Raw genomic sequence first — 21387 nt, forward strand, 5'->3', positions numbered from 1 at the left:
TTCTTTATAGTTTGATGTTATTTTGTTAATTATTTTAATTTATTGATTTATTTTAAATATTTTTTCAGGCAGCCTGAACCGCCACGCAAAGCACTTTCTGCGCTTCCGCACGGCGCAACGAAAACTGCGACAAATTTCCCAAACGCACCGCATACGGACCCACGCCAAACACGCCACGCGCCACGATTTCCACCGTTTGACCGCGCACAAAGCCCAAATCCTGCAAACGCTGTGTTACCGACCAATCCAATTCGCCAAATTCTGCACTCGGCGCAATCTCTTGAATTTGATAAACTTGATTTTTTTCTAATTGATTTAATGTGATAGCTGACATAATGATTCCCTGTAGATGTGTAACTCAAAATAATCAAGAATTACTTTCATTATAATTTGTAAAATCAGTATTTCAAGGCATAAAAAAGCAAAATTTGACAAAATGCAAATTTTGCTGGGTAATGGATTGATTATTTTTAGATTTAAAATAATCATTTTATTTTAAATTTCAGGCAGCCTGAAATTTCACAAAAGTATCTATTTCTATACTAAAATAGGTATTTCAAATATAAAATTCTTTCGGAGTAGTGATGATGCAAACCATGACTTGTCAAGATTTCAATCGCCACACCAACAAAGCCCAAACGCTTGCCGACCGCGAACCTGTGCTGATTACCAAACGTGGCAAACCTGCCTATATTTTGCAATCGTATCAATCCGCACAAACGCAAAAGCAGCCTGAAACGCTTGCCGAATGGTTTAGCCAAGCCAATCCCGAAATTGCCGATGTGGATTGGGAATTGTCGCCACGCAGCACGGCTCAACGCGCTGAATTGGATTGGAGTGATGAATAATGTATTTGTTGGATACGAATATTTTTCGTGAATTGCGTTTGTTGCCGAAAGGCAAAGCCAATCCAAATGTTGCCGCGTGGGCGCAATCCATTCAAACCAATCAATTTTTTACCAATGTGGTGGTAGAAATGGAAATTGAACGTGGCGTACTAGGGGCTATTGACAATTCAAAAAAAGAGGCAAAGGATTTAAGATATTGTTTCCACGCAACCATCCCAAACCTTTGCCATGTCCCGAAACACGCTTACAAATGAAACATGGTCAAGACTGTTGCCTATTTTGAAACAGCTTGGCATTTATCGCAAGAAAAATTTACGCAAAACAGTAGAAGGTATCCTATTTCGCTTACGTACAGGCTGCCAATGGGCTGATATACCTAGTTATTTTGGTAAAGCAAACAGCCTTTACCAAAGTTTCAATCGCTGGTCTAAACGCGGTATTTTTACCCGATTATTCAAACATTTGGTAGATACACCCGATATGGAATGGGTCTTTATGGACGGTAGCCATATCCGCGTTCATCAACACGGTATGGGTAAACAATCCATTACGCATCAAGCTGTTGGTAAGAGTATCGGTGGTCATACGTCTAAAATTCATTTAGCGGTTGATGCTTGTGGTAATCCAATTGAATTTATCATTACAGCTGGTAATGTAAATGATATTGTTGTTGCGCCTGATTTATTGGCACAATTGGATTTAAGTGATAATGAAACCGTGTGTGCTGATAGGGGTTTTGACAGTGATACTTTTCGTCGGTTAATTCAGTCTAAACAAAGTAAAGCCAATATTCCATATAAGAAAAATAGAGAACATCTTAATGTGGCTACAGATTGGTATTTATATAAAATCAGGCACTTGGTCGAAAACGCTTTTGCACGATTAAAGCATTTTCGTGCGCTGGCAACACGGTACGATAAATTAAAACGTCATTATGAAAGTACCGTGTCATTAGCTTGTGCTTTGATTTGGTTGAAATTATAGCTAAAATGTCATTAGCCCCTAGCTTCATTTTTCGAATTGTCAATAGCCCCTAGCGACAACGGCTTAAAGCCAAACGCAAACCTGCACCAATTTCTGCAGGGGTATTGTTCAGTGTTAAAATCACCTTCTCTACATTCCTCATTCCTTCCCATGCGTCTAATTTAACATGACGACTTGAGCTGATTTCTATTCGACCATTATTCAACCAAACAGAGCAACTCATCATATTTTTGAATAAAGCACGTTTGGTTTTATAACCTAGTTTTTCGCAAAGTTGATTAACCCAATCAATATAACCTTTATTTGATTTGTTAAAAAAATCAATCCGCTCAGCTTCGTTAGTCAATGTTCTACTATTTGCCAATGCCTGCAAAACAATTACCCCTAAAGCTTCATTATCTGCATCTAGGGGCAGAATATAGGGCGGATATAAGCAATCCACTGCAATTAGACCACAACCCGAATATGTTTGAATAATCAAAGCTTTCTCATTCGCTTGTAATTCAGCCCAATAATCTTGTTCTTTATTAAAAGTCATTATTTAATCTCCGTAATTTTAATTTGAACATTACGACTTTTGCCGTACTCAACCACACGCTGTAACTGTTGTCTTTGTGCCGTATTGGTGTTAGCAGGCACGGCAAGATGAATTTCACGTTGTTTAATCATGTCAGCATGTAACGCCATTCTCAACTCTATCTAATTAAGATATGGCAATTGAATAAAAAGGGGCATAACCCCACTCTTAAAGATACCCGTCAAGATAATCCGAAAGAGAGACAGTTATGCCCCCAAGACGAATTTATCATTAAAACGTATCTAATGGTAGATGCTTTATACAATCAGCTCGTTCAAAAACCATTAAGACAAGGTGGCTTTGCACCCAAACTTTCAGATTGTGAACTGATTTGTATGGAAATTGTTGGCGAATTTCTCGGTATGGATACCGATAAAAAAATTTGGCAATATTTCAAACAACATTGGCAAAATTGGTTTCCCAATTTAGGCTCTTACCCTAATTTTGCCAAACAATGTGCCAATTTGTATTGGGTTAAACAACAAATGCATCAAAAAATCACTGCAAATTGGTGTGAGCAAACAGAGTATTATGCAGATGCCTTTCCTATTGCAGTCTGTAAATTTGCCCGAGCTAAACGCCATCAAAATTTTCGTGCATATGCGACGTTCGGTTATTGCGCTTCCAAAAAAGAGACCTATTATGGTTTTAAAGGTCATCTTTTGATTACTCGCTCAGGTATGATTAAAGCCTTTACTTTTACAGCTGCCAATGTTGATGAACGGCAGGTATTACCTGAACTTTTAGAAGGCAAAACAGGGTTTGTTGGTGCGGACAAAGGGTATTTAAGTTCTGAATTAAAAGATGAAATGAAACAAAGCCATATTAATTTACAAACACCTTATCGTAGCAATATGAAAGATGACAGAAGTCCTCAATTTCTCAAATGGCTAAAAAATAGTCGCCGTATGATTGAAACAGTTATTGGTCAATTAACAGAGAGATTTAACATGGAAATAGTTCGTACAAAAAATCTGTTTCACCAATCTAACCGTTTTATTCGGAAAATTTTATCGCATAATTTTTGCTGTTTACTGAATCAACAAATTCAACACCCAATTACTCAATTTGCTGGGTTAATTGGGTGTTGAGAATGGCGTTATCATCCATAAAAAATAAAAAGAGCTGAACCACTTTAAGGATTCAGCTCTTTTTACGCTCCAAAAAAGAACTAACACACTCTTTAAACACACCTCCGACTTAAAAACACTCAATACCAACACCTAACAGCTTTTATCTGATTTTGGTTAATGAATAATTTTTTTGAACCATAAAAATACAAAATTCACATTGAATTTCAATTGGTAATTCACTACTGTTTTTAAGCCATACAGTTTGTTCATGATGTGTATATTTGTTGCTTTTAGATTTTGTTGAGACGAGCTTTTCCAGCTTTTCCACATGGCGAACCAATCAAATGTTTTTTGGTCGCAATTTCTTTAAGCCAACGAGAAATTGTTTCTTGGCTTTTATTCAAGAAAAAGCGATGTCTTCTTGTTTCATTTTGTTTTGTGTTGACAGATGTGCTGACAGATTGTAATAACACGCAAGCTGGTGCAGATTCCATGACACGCGCCATTTTCGGGCTAAATTACCGATTTTTTAACAAGAAAAATCCAGCCAAACGCGTAGAATACGTTATTACCAACATACCCAAAATCGTGGTAAACGAAACCCAAGATATTCCCATTATTCATTCTCCGTAAAATACGCCATCACCAAACCCGATAACGTACCCACCAGCACATACCAACCACCATTTGGCAACATCAAATACACTAAAGCCGCGACCACTAAACTCACCACCCACGGACGAGCGGATTTCATTCCGCGCCACATTCCACGAACCAATACCAAAAATACAGCAGGAAATGCCATACCAAACCCAAATTTTTCAATATCATTGCCAAGCAAATAGCCAAATTGCGACCCAACCAAACCACATAATAGCCAAATCATATACAAAACCACCGCAATACCCCAATAATACGGTAAATTAAAAGCTGGTAAGCCCAATTGTTCACGCTTTTTAATTTCCGCCATGCCCATCGCCCAGGTTTCATCAATCATCACAAACAGCGTTGGCAGCAATTGACGTAATGGCAAATCACGCAAATACGGCGCAAACGCCGCCCCCATTAAAATATGCCGACTGTTAATCATCAAAGTCAGCGTCCAAATCAACAACACAGGAATCGGACTCGTCCAAGCACCCACTGTGGCAAATTCCGATCCGCCAGCAAAATTCAGCCCCATCATCAGCATCGTTTCCAATGAACTCATGCCTTTTTGCGCCGCTTGCGCCCCCAAAATCAAACCAAATGGCAACACACCAAACACAATGGGTAAAGATTCTCGAACACCACGTTTAAATTCTGTATTCATTTTAATAAAAATCTTTCAGGCTGCCTGAAAATCTATTTATGCTTTTCAGGCAGCCTTATTTATTTGCAAATCAATTATTTCAAATCTTCCAAATCATATTTTAACCAACCCAACAAATTTTCCTTAATGACATCAACCAAAGCGTCTAACCAATCGGCATTGGCGTTGAGACAAGGAATGTAGTGATAAACTTCGCCACCTGCTGCATAAAATTCTTCACGCCCAGAAATGGCGATTTCTTCCATGGTTTCAACGCAATCACTGACAAATCCAGGACAAACCACATCTAATTTTTTCACGCCTTGTCGGGGCAATTGGTTGAATAAGGTTTGAGTGGACGGTTCAATCCATTTACCACGCCCAAAACGACTTTGGAACGAAACCACATAATCTTGTTCACTTAATCCCAATTTTTCCGCCACCAATTTGGCAGTAGCGCGACATTCGTTTGGATAGGAATCGCCAGCTTGATGCTGTTTTAATGGAATACCGTGAAAACTGAACATCAATTTATCGCCCATACCATGTTGTTCACGATAATGGTGAATTTGGTCTGCAAGCGCATTGATGTAGCCTTCATGATTGTAAAAACGCGACACGGTGCGTACCGACATTTGATTGCGCTGCTGTTGTAATTCTTTGAAAACTTTATCCAAAGCACCACCAGAACTGCTACTGGCATATTGCGGAAACAATGGCACAACCAGCAAACGCCCTACCCCAGCCGCTTTTAATTTAGCGATGGCTTGTGCAATACTAGGTTCGCTGTAAGTCATGGCGTATTCAATAAACAAAGAAGATGGCAAACGTTCACGCACACCAGCTGTTTGTTTTTCCGTGAAAAATTTAATGGGCGAACCTTCTTTTAGCCACACACGAGCATAGTTTGCCGCGCTGACTTTGGGACGCAATGGTAAGACCACGCCATACAAAATCGGATACCACAACATTTTAGGCAATTCCACCACACGAGCATCACTCAAAAAACGTTTCAAAAAAGGTTTCATGGCTTCAGCAGTCGGCGCATCGGGTGTGCCTAAATTGACCAATAACACGCCAATTTTATTTTGTTGTTCAAAACTGAGTTCGGGTTCGGTATAAAGTTTCATTTTAAAATCATTACATTAAATATTAATTAAAATAGTTTATCAGGCTGCCTGAAAATCTTATCAATCAATTGCAATCGCAGGCAATTGCATTGCCAAAACGGTTTGCGTTTGTTGTTGGCGAAATTCGGATAGTTTTTTTGCTAATTCAGTGTCTTGATTTGCCAATAACGACACCGCAAACAATGCCGCATTCGCCGCACCTGCTTCACCAATCGCAAACGTAGCAACAGGTACGCCTTTAGGCATTTGCACGATAGACAACAACGAATCTTCTCCACGCAAATATTTACTCGGAACAGGGACACCCAACACAGGCAACGTGGTTTGACTGGCCACCATTCCAGGTAAATGAGCCGCGCCACCAGCCCCCGCGATAATCGCTTGTAAACCACGAGATTGCGCAGATTTCGCATATTCAAACATCAAATCAGGTGTGCGATGCGCTGAAACCACTTTGGCTTCATATGACACGCCAAATTGCTCCAAAAAATGTGCGGCGTGTTGCATCACGTTCCAATCACTGTTACTACCCATGATAATGCCGATTTTAATCATAAGTTTATCCTAAAAATTAAAGAAAAATAGTTAAAATTGTAGTATGTTTTACGACAAAGGCAGCCTGAAAAGAAAGTTTCAAGCTGCCTGAAAATTATTCTGGACGCATTTGCGGGAACAAAATCACATCACGAATGGTTTGTGCATTCGTTAACAGCATCACCAAACGGTCAATACCAATGCCACAGCCTCCAGTTGGTGGTAAACCAAATTCCATCGCGCGAATATAATCGGCATCATAATGCATGGCTTCATCATCGCCTGCGTCTTTTTGGGCGACTTGCGCTTTGAATCGTGCGGCTTGGTCTTCGGGGTCGTTCAATTCGGAATAGCCGTTTGCCAATTCGCGTCCCACGACAAACAATTCAAAACGTTCAGTTAAACCTTGTTTGGTGTCAGATGCACGCGCCAATGGCGACACTTCCACAGGATAATCCACGATAAAAGTCGGATTCCACAATTTGCTTTCCGCGCAACCCTCAAACAACGCCAGTTGCAGGCTGCCTAAACCGCTTGCGTGTGGCAAACTTTCGCCGTGTTTGACGATTTCTTTTTTGAGCCATTCTGCGTCATTGAGTTGTTCGTCTGTGTATTGTGGGTTGTATTTTTTGATGGCTTGCAAAATGGTTAAGCGTTCAAATGGGCTTTCCAAATCCACTTCTTTACCGTTGTATTCAATTTTCAGGCTGCCTGAATTCACAGTTTTGCAAGCATTGCGAATAATGTCTTCTGCCATTTGCATCATGCGGTTGTAATCCGAAAATGCTTCGTAAAATTCAATCATGGTGAATTCAGGATTGTGGCGCACCGACATCCCCTCGTTACGGAAGCTGCGGTTAATTTCAAACACGCGCTCCAAACCACCGACAACCAAGCGTTTTAAATACAATTCAGGCGCAATACGCAAATAAAGTGGAATATCCAGCGCGTTATGATGTGTTACAAATGGTTTTGCTGTTGCGCCCCCCGGAATGGAGTGCATCATAGGCGTTTCTACTTCTAAATATTTTTCGCCGACCATGAAATTGCGTACCGATTGGATAATTTGGCTACGTTTAATAAAGGTTTCGCGTGATTCTGCATTGGCAATCAAATCCACGTAGCGTTGACGATATTTGGTTTCTTGGTCGGATAAACCTTTGTGTTTATCGGGCAACGGACGCAGAGATTTACTCAACAAACGAATTTCAGACACGCGAACGGTTAATTCACCATGATTGGTTTTAAACAGTGTGCCAGTTGCGCCGATGATGTCGCCCATATCCCAATGATTAAAATCGTCCAAGATGTCTTGACTGACACCTTTATTATTTAAATACAATTGGATAGAGCCGCTAACATCTTGTACAGTCGCAAAAGTCGCTTTACCCATTTGGCGTTTGAGCATCATGCGTCCTGCGATTTTGACGGGGATATTTTGTGGGTCTAATTCTTCTTTGCTGGTGTTATCATATTGTTCGTGCAAGTCGGCGGCGAAGCTATCGCGTTTAAAATCGTTTGGATAAGCGATTCCTTGTTGACGTAGTTGATTTAATTTTTCGCGGCGAATGGCGATAATTTGATTTTCGTCTAGTTGTTCTTCTTGAGGGATTGGATTTTGGTCGGTCATATTATTACTCATTGATATAATTAATCATAAATAATTTTCAGGCTGCCTTTTCATTGACGCATTAATCAAGGCAGCCTGAAAACCATGAACATGAAATGGCGTTATTTTACGCTGAATCGCTTGAAAATCAAATCAAAAACAAAAATAATCAAAAATAGATTTAATTGAATAACATAAATTAACTGGCATTAAATACGCAAAAAGTGTATAATATATACAGATATACAGATATACAGATATACAGATATACAGATATACAGATATACAGATATACAGATATACAGATATACAGATATACAGATATACAGATATACAGATATACAGATTTTAGATAACATGACTGTATAAATAACAAAGCAATACCATCAAAAAAAGTAAATTTGATGAACACACCATAAATGCAATAAAATAGCCTCCCCCATCGGAATGGGACGATTTAAGGGGAATAAATCGTTTAATAATTTGTTAAAAATTAATGCGATACATTTCTCTTAACACCCAAGCAGTTATTTGTTTTTTAGGAGATCTTAATGAAGTTTTCAGCTGAACGACTCGTGCAACCACTGATGCCTACTCCCACAAAACCTTATAGCATTCATAAAATGAAAAATTTTTATGGTGAAAACTATTTGGCTTATGTGACAGATGAAGAGTTTTTCTTCCCTGATGGTTGTTTAATTACATCTTGTACTGATTTAGACGGTTACATCACACATGCCAATGAGGCTTTTGTCATTATGAGTGGTTGGGAACGTTCAGAATTAATTGGTGCGCCACACAGCATCTTGCGCCACCCTGATATGCCAGCCGTAGCATTTAAAGGCTTGTGGGACACGTTGGCGCGTGGCGAAAAATGGCATGGTTATGTAAAAAATTTGCGTAAAGATGGCGGTTTTTACTGGGTTTATGCCACCGTTATCCCCAATATTCGCAAAGGCGAAATGCGTGGTTACACCTCTGTACGCCGTAAACCATCTCGTGAAAAAATTGCAGAAATGTCAGCCCTTTATGCAAAATTGCGTGCTGAAACTGCTTAATATAATGAATATATAAATTTATGAGAAAATGAAGATAGAAAGGACTTGGAGTGGATTCTAATGTAAGAATGATTGAACTAACATTGCAAGATTTGAACGCATCATCATCCGATATTACTGCTTCGGCTTTAATTTCCAGCGATGGCTTGCCCATTGCAACAGCGTTGCCGCATGATGTCATTGCAGACCGTGTGGGCGGTATGACAGCGGCTTTATTGGCTCTAGGCAACCGTGCCACGCGCGAATTGCGTTGTGGCACCATGTCTCAAGTTACTGTGCAAGGCGATGATGGACTCATTGTATTGGTTCAAGCAAGCCCCGAAAGCTTGTTAATCATTACCGCAAAACACGAAGCCAAATTGGGTTTGATTTTGCTAAGTGCGCGCCAAGCTGTGAAGCAAATGTCAGAATGGATTGAAGAATGAATTGGTTGAATTTCTTGGGCAAATCCAAAAAAGCCAAATCTGAACCTGATAATCAGCAAACCAAGCAACTAGGCAGCCTGAAAGATGCAGCAGGTTGCTTAATTATGCCCAAACCCAAAATCGCTAATTATCGCGAATTTCTGATTCTAGGCTATGACGGCAATCAACGCCGAATCTACGCGTCAGATGAAGAAGTTATGTTTCCAGATGGTTGCCTCATTACATCTAAAACCGATTTAAATGGTGTCATCACACACGCAAATGAATCTTTTGTAACCATGAGTGGTTGGCAACGTCAAGAAATTATTTCACAAACGCATAATGTGTTGCGCCACCCTGATATGCCTTCTGCTGTTTTTGAAGAAATGTGGGCAACCATCAAAAAAGGCGAAAAATGGCACGGCTACATGAAAAATCTGCGTAAAGACAGTAGTTTTTATTGGGTTTATGCTACCGTGATTCCAAATATTCGTCATGACGTATTTATGGGCTACACATCTGTACGCCGCAAACCATCTCGTGAAAAAATTATACAAGCCGAACAGTTATACCAAACCATGCTGTCTGAAGAAAAAAATCAAACCGACCGATTGATACGCATAAATTAAAAAGTGAGAAAAAAATGAGTGATATGTTGAATTTTTTAATTGCCCCCGACTTTCCCCCAGAAAATTTCGTGGGTTGGCATATTTTCAACACCGTATTGCAACGCAAAATTGATACCGAAGTCCATCTCATCACCCCCGCCGATCATGATGAACAAATGGAATTTATTTCACAAGGACAAGTCGGTTTAATTTATGCCAACCCATTTGATGCAACCGAGTTGGTACGCCATTTGGGTTTCTTGCCTGTAGCTAAACCCATTGAACAATTTGATGAAATGGTTATCGCCACACATTTTGGTACACCCTATCAGCATTCTGACGATTTACGCAAAGGTTGTCGTATTTTAATTACTAATAATCGTGATGTGAAATTGATTGGTTTAAGATTATTGGAGTCGGCTGGTTTGGAAGAATCAGATATTGAATGGAAACCTGTGGCAAGTTTTCAGGCTGCCGCGCATGGTTTGATTAAAGGTGAAGCCGATGCGGCGTTTTTCTTAGCATCTGCATACCATGAATTTAACAACAGCACCAAGAAAAAATTACGCCCATTAATGGAAAGCCGTTTGAATGAATTGAGTCATGTGATTTTATTGCGACCCGATTTCTTGCATTTGTTAACTGCAATTAAACGGGCATTTATCGGTATGCGACACGATGCTGAAACCAAATTTATTTTAGAAGATTTGGGCATTGTGCATGGCTTTGAAGATTTAACCGTTGAAGAAACAGAATTTATGATTGATTTGATGGAAACATTAAAAGATTAAAAATTATTTCAACTTTCAATATAGGGGCGGATTTCATACCCGCCCCTATAGATTGATGTTAATTTTCTTATGAATCAGCGTTTTAATTTCGCAAACGCATCAGCCATAGCAGAATTACTCGGCTGTTGCCCACGTCCCGAACGCTGCTGCTTTTCAGGCTGCCTGAAATCACGTTTTTCGGTAGGTTTATCATCATCCAAACGCATGGTCAAAGCAATACGCTTGCGTGCCACGTCCACTTCAACCACTTTCACTTTCACGACATCGCTCGCTTTCACAACATCGCGTGGGTCAGACACAAATTTATCAGCAAGCATGGAAATATGCACCAACCCATCTTGATGCACACCAATATCCACAAACGCACCAAAATTCGCTACATTAGAGACCACGCCTTCCAAAATCATACCGACTTGTAAATCACTGATTTCATTCACACCTTCGGTAAAGGTTGCCATTTTGAACTCGCCACGTGGGTCGCGTGCTGGTTTTTCCAATTCCGCCAAAATATCCAAAATGGTCGGCAAACCAAAACGCTCATCAATAAAATCACTGGCTTTGATTTGTTTGACTTTTTCGCGGTTGCCAATCAAATCATTGGCACTGATTTGTTGTTTTGCCAACATCTTTTCAACAACCGAGTAAGCTTCTGGGTGAACCGCACTCGCGTCAAGCGGTTCCGTTCCGCCAAGAATTCTCAAAAAACCAGCCGCTTGTTCAAACGTTTTTTCGCCCAAACGTGGCACTTTCAACAAAGATTTACGATTTTTAAATGCACCATTTTCATTACGATACGCCACAATATTCCTAGCAAGCGTTTGATTTAAACCTGAAATTCTTGCCAACAATGGCACAGAAGCCGTATTCACGTCCACACCAACCGCATTCACACAATCTTCCACCACCGCATCCAACGATTTGGCAAGCTGCGACTGATTGACATCGTGCTGATATTGCCCCACGCCAATGGATTTCGGGTCAATTTTTACCAGTTCCGCCAATGGGTCTTGCAAACGGCGTGCAATAGAAACCGCACCACGCAAACTCACGTCCAAATCAGGAAATTCCGCCGCCGCCAATTCAGATGCGGAATAAATAGATGCCCCCGCCTCGCTGACTACGATTTTGTGCAAGTTACTTTCAGGCAGCATTTTCACCAGTTCGCCTGCAATTTTGTCGGTTTCGCGACTTGCTGTACCATTACCAATGGCAATCAATTTGACTTTGTGCATCTTAATCAATCGCGCCAATTCCATTAACATTTTATTTTCTTGATGCAAATAAACAATCACGGTATCCACCAACTTACCCGTATCGTCCACAACCGCACATTTCACGCCATTACGATAGCCAGGGTCAAGCCCCAAAGTCGGCAGCCGACCAGCAGGTGCAGCCAGCAGCAAGTCTTTCAAATTTTTGGCAAAAACCGTGATTGCGTCCGTATCAGCTTGTTCTTTCAATTTGGCAAACGCTTCCAATTCCAATGACAAGAAAATTTTGGCTTTCCACGTTAAGCGAACCGTATCGCGCAACCATTTATTGCGTTCCAATACATTGAAAATATTAAAATGTTTGGCGATTTGTTGTTCAAATTCGGATTGTTCGGTAATCGGCGTTTCATCGGGTTGATATTTTAAAGCAACCATCAAAATCTCTTCGTTTCGCCCACGCAAAATCGCCAACGCACGATGGCTCGGCATCACACGAATTGGCTCACGATAATCAAAATAATCTTTGAATTTTTCGCCACTTTCTTCCTTGCCTGCAATGACTTGAGTGTGAATTTCCGATTCATTCCACAATTTTTCACGCAACGCGCCAATCAATTCTGCGTCTTCGGCAAATTGTTCCATCAAAATCGCTCTTGCGCCGTCCAAAGCGGCTTTCACATCAGGCACATTTTCACCGATAAACGGTTCAGCAAGCGTTTCAGGATTACTTTCAGGCTGCCTGAAAATTGAGTCCGCCAATTCTTGCAAACCGTTTTCACGTGCAATTTGCGCTTTGGTACGGCGTTTGGGTTTGTAGGGCAAATACAAATCTTCCAACGTGGTTTTGTTATCGCATTCGTCAATTTGGGCTTTTAATTCGGGCGTGAGTTTGCCTTGTTCTTCAATGGATTTAAGTACAGTCGCCTTGCGCTCCAACAATTCGCGCAAATAATGCAAACGCTCGTCCAAATGGCGCAATTGCGTATCGTCCAAACCGCCAGTCGCTTCTTTACGGTAACGCGCGATAAATGGCACTGTCGCGCCTTCGTCTAATAATTGAATGGCAGATTGAATTTGTTGTTCGGCCGCGTTTAATTCGCTTGCGATGATTTGATTGATGTTCATATTTCTTGAATTTTCGTTAATAAAAAATAAAGCGCGAACGCTATCGTTCACAATGTTTAATCCTTTTCAGGCAGCCTGAAACCATTCTCACGCATCAAATTCCGTTTCACCCACGCTTAAAATACGCCAATTTTCGCCGTCAAAGTGAATTCTGGAAACGCTGGCATTGGCAGGGCTTTTGTACAAAATGGATTTTGAATCAATCGCTTTCAATAAAGCTACAATTGCCATACCATGCGTTACCACCAACACGCGCCCCACATCAGGACTATACGCCACCACTTGCGACATGGCGCGTTGTAATCGGGCAGTAAAATGCGCTTCGGTTTCGGCTTTATCGTCTAGTTTGACCAAAGTTTCCGACATAATATTATGATTTGCATGACGATAATCATCTAGCCACGCATCAATATCCGTTCGCCCATCATGTGCGGTAATGGCACGATACAACTCATCGCCACTTTTACCTTCAAAATCACCAAAATGATATTCACGCAAATCATTCAACGCCATAATCGGTAAATGCTCTTGCTGCGCGGCAGACAAAATCATTTGCGCGGTAATTAAAGTACGCGGCAACGTACTGCAAAAGGCTGCCTGAAAACGATGTTCACGTAATTTCTCACCCATTTCATGCACCACGCGTTTGCCTTTTTCTGTGAGTGGCGAATCTGCCCAACCTTGCAAACGCCGTTGAATATTGAATTCGGTTTCGCCATGGCGTGTTAAATAAATTTCTAAATTTTTCATCATATTACCTACGCCTTGAAAGGTTTGAGCCTAAAACAAATCGTACGCGGTGTGATTAATTTGGCGCAACACTGCTGCGGGATCTTTCGCTTGCGTGATGGGTCGCCCCATAACCAAATAACTAGAACCTGCTTTTAGGGCTTGTTGTGGTGTCATGATGCGGCGTTGGTCGTCTGCATTTTCCGCGACATTCAAGCGAATACCAGGCGTTACCAACAAAAATTCCTGTCCCATTTTCGCACGCAAAGACGCGGCTTCTTGTGCCGAACACACCACACCATCTAAACCCGAATCCTGTGCCAATTTCGCCCAGCAAATAACCAATTCTTCGGGTGTTTGCGAAAATCCCAATTCAATTAAATCTGCTTGCTCCATGCTGGTTAACACAGTTACACCAATTAAATTAGGGCGTTGCGAATAATTTGCCACTGCATTAGCAGCAGCCTCCATCATGCGTCTGCCCCCCGATACGTGCATATCCACCAACCATACGCCCATTTCTGCAGCCACTTTGCAAGCCTGCGCAACCGTATTGGGAATATCGTGATATTTCAAATCTAAAAATAATTTAAACCCTTGATTAATCAATTTTTCTACTAAATTTCGTCCTGTGGCAGTAAACAATTCTTTACCGATTTTCAATTGACATAAATCAGGTGAAAGCTGACGCACAAAATGTAAAGTTTCAGATTCATCAGCAAAATCCAACGCAACAATCACAGGTTTAAAAATTGGGTGAATAGAACTATCAATCATTAATGGATTCATGACGGTATCACTTTCTAACAATTAAATTGATGGATAATTATAGCGTAAATGCAAGTAAATTCGGATAATAAACAGTTTTCAGGCTGCCCGAAAACCCATAAAATGCCGATTTTACTCACTCATTTTCACGGAAAAAATCATGTTGAACGAACTCATTTCGGGTGTGGCATCGTCTTTATTGAAAGACACCGATGGCGATGGTCAAATCCAAGCCATTCAATTATTCCACCAATTATCGCAACAAAATGGCGGTTTAAATGGTTTATTGAGCTTATTATTGCAAAATGTAGACTTAGCCAGCATCGTCCAAAGCTGGATTAGCAACGGCAGCAATGCCCAGCCACAAGCCAGTCAAATTGAAAACGCACTTGGCAGCAGCTTAGGGCAAGCCGCCGCCAACATAGGTTTAAACAGCAGCCAAGCTAGCCACTTATTAGCGCAATATTTGCCACAAATCATTAATGCCATCACCCCAAATGGCAACGCATCTGATGTAAACAGTTTTGGCATGGACGATGTCGCTAAAATCGTGTTAAAACAAATAATTAAGTAATATCTAAACAATCAGACAGCCTGAAAAAAATTGCCACGTGAATTGGTGTTTCATTCACATGGCAATTTTTTATTTTTCTTTCAAACGATGCAAGAAATTTTTGGTACGTTCATGTTTTGGATTTTCAAACAAATCATCAGGATAACCCTGCTCTACAACCACGCCACCATCCATCACCACCACCACATCGGCAACATCAAGCGCAAATTTAATTTCATGCGTAACCACCACCATCGTCCAACCTTCGCTAGCAAGCTGTTTCATTGTATTCAAAACATCGCCCACCAATTCAGGGTCAAGCGCAGAAGTCGGCTCGTCAAACAGCATCAATTCAGGCTGCAACGCCAACGCACGCGCAATGCCCACACGCTGTTGCTGCCCCCCCGAAAGCTGATGCGGATACAAATCCGCCTTATCCGCCAAACCCACTTTCGCCAACAATTCACGCGCTTGGGCTTCTGCTTGAGCAGCGGATTTACCCTGCACTTGAATCGGAGCTTCAGTGATGTTTTGCAACACAGTTTTATGAGGAAACAGATTGTATTGTTGAAACACCATCGCAGATTGACGACGCAATGCCAAAATATCTTTTTTACTTAATTTTTTTGAAAAATCAATTTGCAAACCTGATTTCTCAAATTCAATCGCGCCTTGCTCGGGCAATTCCAGCACGTTCAGGCAGCGTAAAAAAGTGGTTTTACCCGACCCCGAAGGTCCCAAAATCACCACCACTTGTCCTTTGGCAATATTCAAATCAATGCCACGCAAAATAATGTTATCGCCAAATTTTTTGTGAATATTTTTTATTTTAATCATTATGTTATCCTTATAATATTTATTTGGCAATATGGCGGCTAAAACGTTTTTCAATTCGTGCTTGAATCAAAAATAACACCATGCAAAAACACCAATAAACCACACCTGCTTCAATGTAAACTGGTAAAAAATCATAGGATAAATTAGCATATTGTTGCGCCACGCGGAATAATTCCGTAACCGTAACCACCGATGCCAACGATGTATTTTTAAACAAACCAATAAAATCATTACTCAACGGGGGAACCGCCACACGAAATGCTTGCGGCGCAATAATTCTACGAAAAGTCTGCATATACGTCATACCAATGGAAAAACCCGCTTCCCATTGCCCTTTCGGAACAGACAGAATCGCTGAACGAATGGTTTCAGATGCATATGCTCCTGTATTCAAAGAAAAACCAATAATCGCAGCAGGAATCGGGTCAATATAAATACCCAAAGCCGGCAAACCATAAAATACAATGGAAAGTTGCACCAACAAAGGCGTACCACGAATGATACCAACATAATATTTTGTTAATTTCAACAATATATGATGAAGTATATTATCCGATGGTGAAATCCGAACCAACGCCACGCCAATCGCAATCAAAATCCCACAAACAAACGAAATCATTGCTAAGGGCAACGACACCATAAAGCCCGCTTGAACCATTGGCAAAAACGAATCCATAACCAATTGAGCGCGCGCATCGGTCATGAAAGGAAGCGAAGATAAGAATTGTTGTAGCATCGTTTTTTCAATCAAATTAACTGTAAAATAGTTGAATTATACGTTAAATTACCTTTTCAGGCAGCCTGAACAGACAAAAACACCTTTCAGGCTGCCTGAAAAGATGTTTCTTGTCTCATATTTGTTGAATTACAACGCCACTTCGCTACCATCTACATGATACATTTTCGGTGGCGTTTCATAGTCAATCACCGATTGCGTAACCACCACTTTCGCCACATCTTTCAAATCAGGCAGCCTGTACATGGTATCCAACAAAGCGCGTTCCACAATAGAACGCAAACCACGCGCCCCTGTTTTGCGTTTCATCGCCAATTTGGCAATGCTCACTAACGCATCGTGTTCAAATTCCAACTGTGCGCCCTCCATCGCAAAAAGTGCTTGATATTGTTTAACTAATGCATTTTTGGGTTCAGTCAAAATATTCACCAACGCAGCTTCGTCCAACTCTTCCAAAGTCGCAATCACAGGCAATCGCCCAATCAATTCAGGAATCAAACCGAATTTAATCAAATCTTCAGGTTCAACTGATTCAAATAATTCCGTAACATTAATATTTTCGTCTTTGCTGTGTACGGCTGCACCAAAACCAATGCCTCCCTTTTCCGTCCGCTGACGAATCACTTTTTCCAAACCCGCAAATGCGCCCCCACAAATAAACAAAATATTGGTCGTATCCACATCAATAAATTTTTGATTGGGATTACGGCGACCGCCTTGTGGCGGCACGCTGGCCAGTGTGCCTTCAATCAATTTTAACAAAGCTTGTTGCACGCCCTCACCTGACACATCTCGCGTGATAGACGGATTGTCAGATTTTCGTGAAATTTTATCAATTTCATCAATATAAACAATGCCTCGCTGTGCTTTTGCCACATCGCCATCACATTTATTGAGTAATTTGGTGATGATTTGTTCCACATCTTCACCGACATAGCCCGCTTCCGTGAGTGTGGTGGCATCTGCCATCGCAAACGGTACGTTCAATTTACGCGCCAAAGATTGCGCCAACAAAGTTTTCCCCGAACCTGTTGGGCCAATTAACAAAATATTGGATTTGGATAATTCTACTTTACCTTCTTCCACTGGTGTATTCAGGCGTTTATAGTGGTTATAAACGGCAACGGCAAGCGATTTTTTCGCCAATTCTTGCCCAATTACATGGTCATTCAATTGCGCAACCAATTCAGCTGGCGTGGGTAATTCTATGGTTTCAGGCTGCGTATTTTTTTGGGTGGATTCATCTGCTGGCACGGCGGTTTGATTGAGTAATGCACCACAATCTTGAATACATTCATTACAAATTAACGCATTACCTGCATCATTTTCAATTAAATGCTCTACATCGGCTTCAGCTTTGCCACAAAATGAACAATGGCGAGTTTTCATATTTTACCTTTCAAAAAATGAGAGAAAGTATCAAAGATACAGACATTGATGTCAAGAAAAATTGCATGATGACAAAGTTTCAGGCTGCTTTTTATAGTGTTTGTTCGCTTTCAAACACTTTCAGGCTGCCTGAAACTGGGTCGATCAACTCAATTCGTTTTGCCAATAATTTGAGTGGTTTTTCAAAATCTTCCGTACCAACAGGCTGAACAATCGGATACAACATATCATTTAATAATGGCATACCCAAACTCATCATGTGAACACGCAATTGATGTTTTTTGCCTGTGATGGGTTTGAGTTCGTAAAGGCTGATTTTCCCACGATTTTCCAATAAACGAATTTCGGTTTCTGAATTGGGTTCGCCATCAACTGTTTTGGTTAAGAAAAATTCATCGCCACGAACCAAACGCGATCGAACCAACAACGGATATGCCAAATCCAAACGCGTAGGTGCAAGTGCGTGGTAAATTTTGCGAATATTTTTTTCTTGGAATAATTGCTGATAAATGGCACGCGTTTTCGGATTGTGCGACAACAAAATCACACCAGCCGTATCTTTATCCAGCCGATGAATGGGCGTGATGTCCGCCACGTTCAAATGTTGCAAATCGGAGCGCAAGCGCAAGCGCGTCAATAATGTTTCACGCAAAAAACGACCGCTCGGAATCACGGGCAGAAAATGCGGTTTATCCACCACAATCAAATCATTATCCACTGACAAAATCCGTTCATCAAATGAAATGCGCGGTTCATCTTCACGACTGATTTCGCGATAGTAGAAAATTCTTTCGCCTGCCTGAAAAGGTGTATTTTCGTTAATGGGTTCGCCTTGTTGATTGACAACCATGCCACTATTTAAGCGTTTTTTCCAAGCCTGTTCATGGACAAATGGAAAATAAATACACAAAAAATGTAATAGCGATTTACCATAAAATTGTTTGTCGTGTGGTAAAACCAAATAACTGGGTTTAATGCCATCTAAAATAGGTAATGGATTAATTTTATTCATATGATTTTTTTCAGTTTGCTTAATTCATCACTCATTAAGGCCATTTTAGAATCTGTATTCATCGCGCTTGACTATGAATACGGGCTCTTAGTCCGAAATGGTTTTGGGTGTCTTGGGTTTCATCAGTGGGTATTACTTCAAAAAGTATGATGCGTAAAAATTAAGCACCAAACATAACCAAAATTAACATAGTTAAACAGCATATCAAACGCTTTATTTTTATGCCCTACAAGATACGCTTTTTTACCTCTTTACCTCGTTGCCTCTTGTTTTTTCAGTATCATACTTATTTAAAGTGCTACCAATTTTATTTATCCTTGCATCCACAAAATTTCTTTGTTTTTTCATAATATTTCACTTCAACCCCTTTTCTCTTAGCCAAAAATCGCCTAACCTTACGGCTTTTGTTTTATTAATCACATACTAAAGAGATTATTATGTCAAATCATACTTGGAAAAAAATCAGTCTGTACACATTTGGCGCAATTAGTGGCATCGCCTTAAGTGTGAGCGTGCAAAGTTTTGCCGCTGAAAAAGCCAAACAAGATTCATTACCCATACAATCTATTCGCACCATGGCTGAAGTCTATAGCCAAGTGAAAGCCAACTACGTTACCTCCGAAAGCGATCAAAAATTACTGGAAAATGCCATCAAAGGTATGGTGTCAGGCTTAGATCCCCATTCAGAGTATATGAATAAAAAAGGTTATCGCGAATTGCAAGAATCCACTACAGGCGAATTTGGCGGTTTGGGCATGGAAATTGGTTCAGAAGACGGCTTAATCAAAATCATTGCCCCAATTGAAGATACTCCTGCTGAACGCGCTGGCATCAAAAGCGGTGATTATATTGTCAAAATTAACAACGACTCCACACGCGGCATGACCACCACCGAAGCCGTCAAAAAAATGCGCGGAAAACCCAATACTAAGATTACATTGACTTTATTGAGAAAAGATGCTTCTAAACCCATTGTGGTGAATTTGACTCGTGCCATCATTAAAGTAAAAAGTGTACGCCAACATTTATTAGAACCAGACTACGGTTATGTGCGCGTGAGCCAATTCCAAGAACGCACAGTTGAAAGCGTGGTAAGTGCAATTAATCAATTGGCAATGCAAAACAAACAGCCACTCAAAGGCTTGATTTTGGATTTGCGTGATGACCCCGGTGGCTTGCTAACTGGGGCCGTGGGCGTATCCGCTGTATTTTTGAAATCAGGCAATTCTGTCGTGAATACCAAAGGACGCGATAATCAACCAGCAATGTCATTGTCTGCCACACCTGACGATTATTTGATGGGCACAACCACCAAAACTGACCCATTAAAAACATTGCCTGCCAATATTAAACAAATTCCATTGGTTGTGCTAATCAATTCGGGTTCTGCATCAGCTTCGGAAATCGTGGCGGGTGCGTTGCAAGACCACAAACGCGCTGTTATTGTCGGAACGCGTAGTTTTGGTAAAGGTTCAGTACAATCCGTTATTCCATTAAGTAATGGTGGCGCAGTGAAAATTACCACAGCGTTGTATTACACGCCAAATGACCGTTCTATTCAAGCAGTTGGCATCGTACCTGATGTGGAAGTGCAAGATAAAACACGCACCTTTGAATCTCGTGAAGCCGATTTAGACGGACACATTGGCAATCCATTGGGTGCGAATGACGTAAAAGGTGGTGTGATTGAAGACGCACAACCTACTAAAAAAGACGATAAAAAAGATAAAGATGAAGACATCGGCTCACGTCGCATTCCTAATCCAGCCAAAGACGACCAATTGCGTAAAGGTTTAGAACTCATCAAAAATCCAACGGATTGGCAAAAATCATTGGGAATTGCTGCTAGCAAACCAGCCAAACCCATTAAACAAGATACCGATGAATAAAAACTGATATTCGCGAACTATAACCCTTGCAAAACTCCCCTATTTCAGCTTTGAAAGTTTTGCAAAGGTTATATCATACATCGATTTACACCATTCTAATATTTATGGTTGGCGTCGCGTGAATTTCCCTACTTTGATATCCTCATTTACGTTGTTTAGTGCACTAAATGAAATACATTATTTATATATTAATAAATGTATTGCAATAAGTTTATTTTTTCTTAGAACCTG

At 40.7% G+C, this 21387-nt stretch carries 26 protein-coding genes; 11 read left to right on the plus strand and 15 right to left on the minus strand.

Annotated features, from left to right (window positions below; translation table 11 throughout):
• Positions 1-64: 64 nt before the first annotated feature.
• On the minus strand, positions 65-334 hold the full coding sequence (locus tag BWP33_RS09060; RefSeq protein WP_002641624.1) for a FeoA family protein: 270 nt from the start codon (positions 332-334) through the stop codon (positions 65-67).
• A 250-nt stretch (positions 335-584) separates the two neighbouring features.
• Here BWP33_RS09060 and BWP33_RS09065 point away from each other — a divergent pair, with 250 nt between their 5' ends.
• Genes BWP33_RS09065 through BWP33_RS09075 form a run of 3 tightly spaced genes read left to right on the plus strand, consistent with a single transcriptional unit; the run spans position 585 to position 1832 of the window.
• Positions 585-848 (plus strand): type II toxin-antitoxin system Phd/YefM family antitoxin, encoded by a 264-nt coding sequence (locus BWP33_RS09065; RefSeq protein WP_002641623.1) that lies wholly within the window; start codon positions 585-587, stop codon positions 846-848.
• Positions 848-1102, plus strand: coding sequence for a PIN domain-containing protein (locus tag BWP33_RS09070; RefSeq protein ID WP_002641622.1), 255 nt, complete (start codon positions 848-850; stop codon positions 1100-1102). Before BWP33_RS09065 ends, BWP33_RS09070 begins: the two co-directional genes overlap by 1 nt.
• Positions 1077-1832, plus strand: a complete 756-nt coding sequence (locus tag BWP33_RS09075; protein ID WP_104930383.1) for an IS5 family transposase — start codon at positions 1077-1079, stop codon at positions 1830-1832. The genes BWP33_RS09070 and BWP33_RS09075 overlap by 26 nt, the downstream gene beginning before the upstream one ends.
• Positions 1833-1881: 49 nt before the next feature.
• Here the strand turns inward: BWP33_RS09075 and BWP33_RS09080 are convergent, their stop codons facing one another.
• Together BWP33_RS09080 and BWP33_RS12510 are read right to left on the minus strand one after the other, a co-directional pair.
• The gene (locus BWP33_RS09080) at positions 1882-2370 is read right to left on the minus strand and encodes a contact-dependent growth inhibition system immunity protein (protein ID WP_104930384.1); all 489 of its coding nucleotides are present in this window, start codon (positions 2368-2370) and stop codon (positions 1882-1884) included.
• On the minus strand, positions 2370-2519 hold the full coding sequence (locus tag BWP33_RS12510; protein ID WP_158666826.1) for an endonuclease toxin domain-containing protein: 150 nt from the start codon (positions 2517-2519) through the stop codon (positions 2370-2372). Before BWP33_RS12510 ends, BWP33_RS09080 begins: the two co-directional genes overlap by 1 nt.
• A 135-nt stretch (positions 2520-2654) precedes the next feature.
• Between BWP33_RS12510 and BWP33_RS09085 the strand changes: the two genes are divergently transcribed.
• Positions 2655-3500, plus strand: coding sequence for an IS982 family transposase (locus BWP33_RS09085; RefSeq protein ID WP_104930385.1), 846 nt, complete (start codon positions 2655-2657; stop codon positions 3498-3500).
• A 272-nt stretch (positions 3501-3772) separates the two neighbouring features.
• Here the strand turns inward: BWP33_RS09085 and BWP33_RS09090 are convergent, their stop codons facing one another.
• Positions 3773-3976 (minus strand): hypothetical protein, encoded by a 204-nt coding sequence (locus tag BWP33_RS09090; RefSeq protein WP_155999538.1) that lies wholly within the window; start codon positions 3974-3976, stop codon positions 3773-3775.
• Here BWP33_RS09090 and BWP33_RS12515 point away from each other — a divergent pair.
• Positions 3975-4115, plus strand: coding sequence for a hypothetical protein (locus tag BWP33_RS12515; protein ID WP_155999536.1), 141 nt, complete (start codon positions 3975-3977; stop codon positions 4113-4115). The two genes, BWP33_RS09090 and BWP33_RS12515, sit on opposite strands and share 2 nt — an antisense overlap.
• Here BWP33_RS12515 and BWP33_RS09095 read toward each other — a convergent pair.
• The 4 genes from BWP33_RS09095 to lysS all read right to left on the minus strand — a co-directional run bounded on the left by BWP33_RS09095 (position 4099) and on the right by lysS (position 8067).
• Positions 4099-4794 (minus strand): AzlC family ABC transporter permease, encoded by a 696-nt coding sequence (locus BWP33_RS09095; RefSeq protein WP_002641619.1) that lies wholly within the window; start codon positions 4792-4794, stop codon positions 4099-4101. The two genes, BWP33_RS12515 and BWP33_RS09095, sit on opposite strands and share 17 nt — an antisense overlap.
• A 74-nt stretch (positions 4795-4868) precedes the next feature.
• Positions 4869-5903 (minus strand): ferrochelatase, encoded by a 1035-nt coding sequence (gene hemH, locus BWP33_RS09100; protein ID WP_002641618.1) that lies wholly within the window; start codon positions 5901-5903, stop codon positions 4869-4871.
• A 60-nt stretch (positions 5904-5963) separates the two neighbouring features.
• Positions 5964-6458, minus strand: a complete 495-nt coding sequence (gene purE / locus BWP33_RS09105) for a 5-(carboxyamino)imidazole ribonucleotide mutase (protein WP_002641617.1) — start codon at positions 6456-6458, stop codon at positions 5964-5966.
• Between the two features lie 94 nt (positions 6459-6552).
• Positions 6553-8067, minus strand: coding sequence for a lysine--tRNA ligase (lysS, locus tag BWP33_RS09110; protein WP_002641616.1), 1515 nt, complete (start codon positions 8065-8067; stop codon positions 6553-6555).
• A gap of 530 nt (positions 8068-8597) precedes the next feature.
• Here lysS and BWP33_RS09120 point away from each other — a divergent pair.
• The 4 genes from BWP33_RS09120 (at position 8598) to BWP33_RS09135 (ending at position 10907) form a co-directional block, all read left to right on the plus strand.
• Positions 8598-9104, plus strand: coding sequence for a PAS domain-containing protein (locus BWP33_RS09120; RefSeq protein WP_002641615.1), 507 nt, complete (start codon positions 8598-8600; stop codon positions 9102-9104).
• Positions 9105-9172: 68 nt separating this feature from the next.
• Positions 9173-9529, plus strand: coding sequence for a roadblock/LC7 domain-containing protein (locus BWP33_RS09125; RefSeq protein ID WP_040628733.1), 357 nt, complete (start codon positions 9173-9175; stop codon positions 9527-9529).
• Complete coding sequence (locus BWP33_RS09130) at positions 9526-10137, plus strand: PAS domain-containing protein (protein WP_002641613.1); 612 nt, start codon at positions 9526-9528, stop codon at positions 10135-10137. Before BWP33_RS09125 ends, BWP33_RS09130 begins: the two co-directional genes overlap by 4 nt.
• A gap of 23 nt (positions 10138-10160) precedes the next feature.
• Positions 10161-10907, plus strand: a complete 747-nt coding sequence (locus BWP33_RS09135; RefSeq protein ID WP_051010344.1) for a PhnD/SsuA/transferrin family substrate-binding protein — start codon at positions 10161-10163, stop codon at positions 10905-10907.
• Positions 10908-10981: 74 nt separating this feature from the next.
• On the opposite strand, the gene BWP33_RS09140 is transcribed toward BWP33_RS09135, so the two are convergent.
• From BWP33_RS09140 to pyrF, 3 genes are all read right to left on the minus strand, one after another.
• Positions 10982-13243 carry a Tex family protein gene (locus BWP33_RS09140; RefSeq protein ID WP_040628846.1) on the minus strand — a complete coding sequence of 754 codons (2262 nt, stop codon included), beginning with the start codon at positions 13241-13243 and terminating at the stop codon, positions 10982-10984.
• An 87-nt stretch (positions 13244-13330) separates the two neighbouring features.
• Entirely contained in the window at positions 13331-13996 is a 666-nt protein-coding gene (locus BWP33_RS09145; protein ID WP_002641610.1) for a histidine phosphatase family protein, read from the minus strand.
• 27 nt (positions 13997-14023) lie between these two features.
• On the minus strand, positions 14024-14761 hold the full coding sequence (gene pyrF / locus BWP33_RS09150; RefSeq protein WP_002641609.1) for an orotidine-5'-phosphate decarboxylase: 738 nt from the start codon (positions 14759-14761) through the stop codon (positions 14024-14026).
• Between the two features lie 139 nt (positions 14762-14900).
• On the opposite strand from pyrF, the gene BWP33_RS09155 reads away from it, so the two are divergent.
• Positions 14901-15314 carry a YidB family protein gene (locus tag BWP33_RS09155; protein WP_002641608.1) on the plus strand — a complete coding sequence of 138 codons (414 nt, stop codon included), beginning with the start codon at positions 14901-14903 and terminating at the stop codon, positions 15312-15314.
• 69 nt (positions 15315-15383) lie between these two features.
• Here BWP33_RS09155 and BWP33_RS09160 read toward each other — a convergent pair whose 3' ends face one another.
• The 4 genes from BWP33_RS09160 to BWP33_RS09175 all read right to left on the minus strand — a co-directional run bounded on the left by BWP33_RS09160 (position 15384) and on the right by BWP33_RS09175 (position 19267).
• Positions 15384-16130 carry an amino acid ABC transporter ATP-binding protein gene (locus BWP33_RS09160; RefSeq protein WP_002641607.1) on the minus strand — a complete coding sequence of 249 codons (747 nt, stop codon included), beginning with the start codon at positions 16128-16130 and terminating at the stop codon, positions 15384-15386.
• Between the two features lie 19 nt (positions 16131-16149).
• On the minus strand, positions 16150-16866 hold the full coding sequence (locus tag BWP33_RS09165; protein WP_040628730.1) for an amino acid ABC transporter permease: 717 nt from the start codon (positions 16864-16866) through the stop codon (positions 16150-16152).
• A 129-nt stretch (positions 16867-16995) separates the two neighbouring features.
• Positions 16996-18255, minus strand: a complete 1260-nt coding sequence (clpX, locus tag BWP33_RS09170; RefSeq protein WP_002641605.1) for an ATP-dependent Clp protease ATP-binding subunit ClpX — start codon at positions 18253-18255, stop codon at positions 16996-16998.
• 91 nt (positions 18256-18346) lie between these two features.
• A complete protein-coding gene (locus BWP33_RS09175) occupies positions 18347-19267 on the minus strand; it encodes a pseudouridine synthase (protein ID WP_002641604.1) in 921 nt (306 codons plus the stop codon).
• 437 nt (positions 19268-19704) lie between these two features.
• On the opposite strand from BWP33_RS09175, the gene BWP33_RS09180 reads away from it, so the two are divergent.
• Complete coding sequence (locus tag BWP33_RS09180) at positions 19705-21156, plus strand: S41 family peptidase (protein WP_002641603.1); 1452 nt, start codon at positions 19705-19707, stop codon at positions 21154-21156.
• The last annotated feature ends 231 nt before the right edge of the window (positions 21157-21387 follow it).

Source organism: Simonsiella muelleri ATCC 29453, from assembly GCF_002951835.1.
GTDB classification, from domain to species: Bacteria; Pseudomonadota; Gammaproteobacteria; order Burkholderiales; family Neisseriaceae; genus Simonsiella; species Simonsiella muelleri.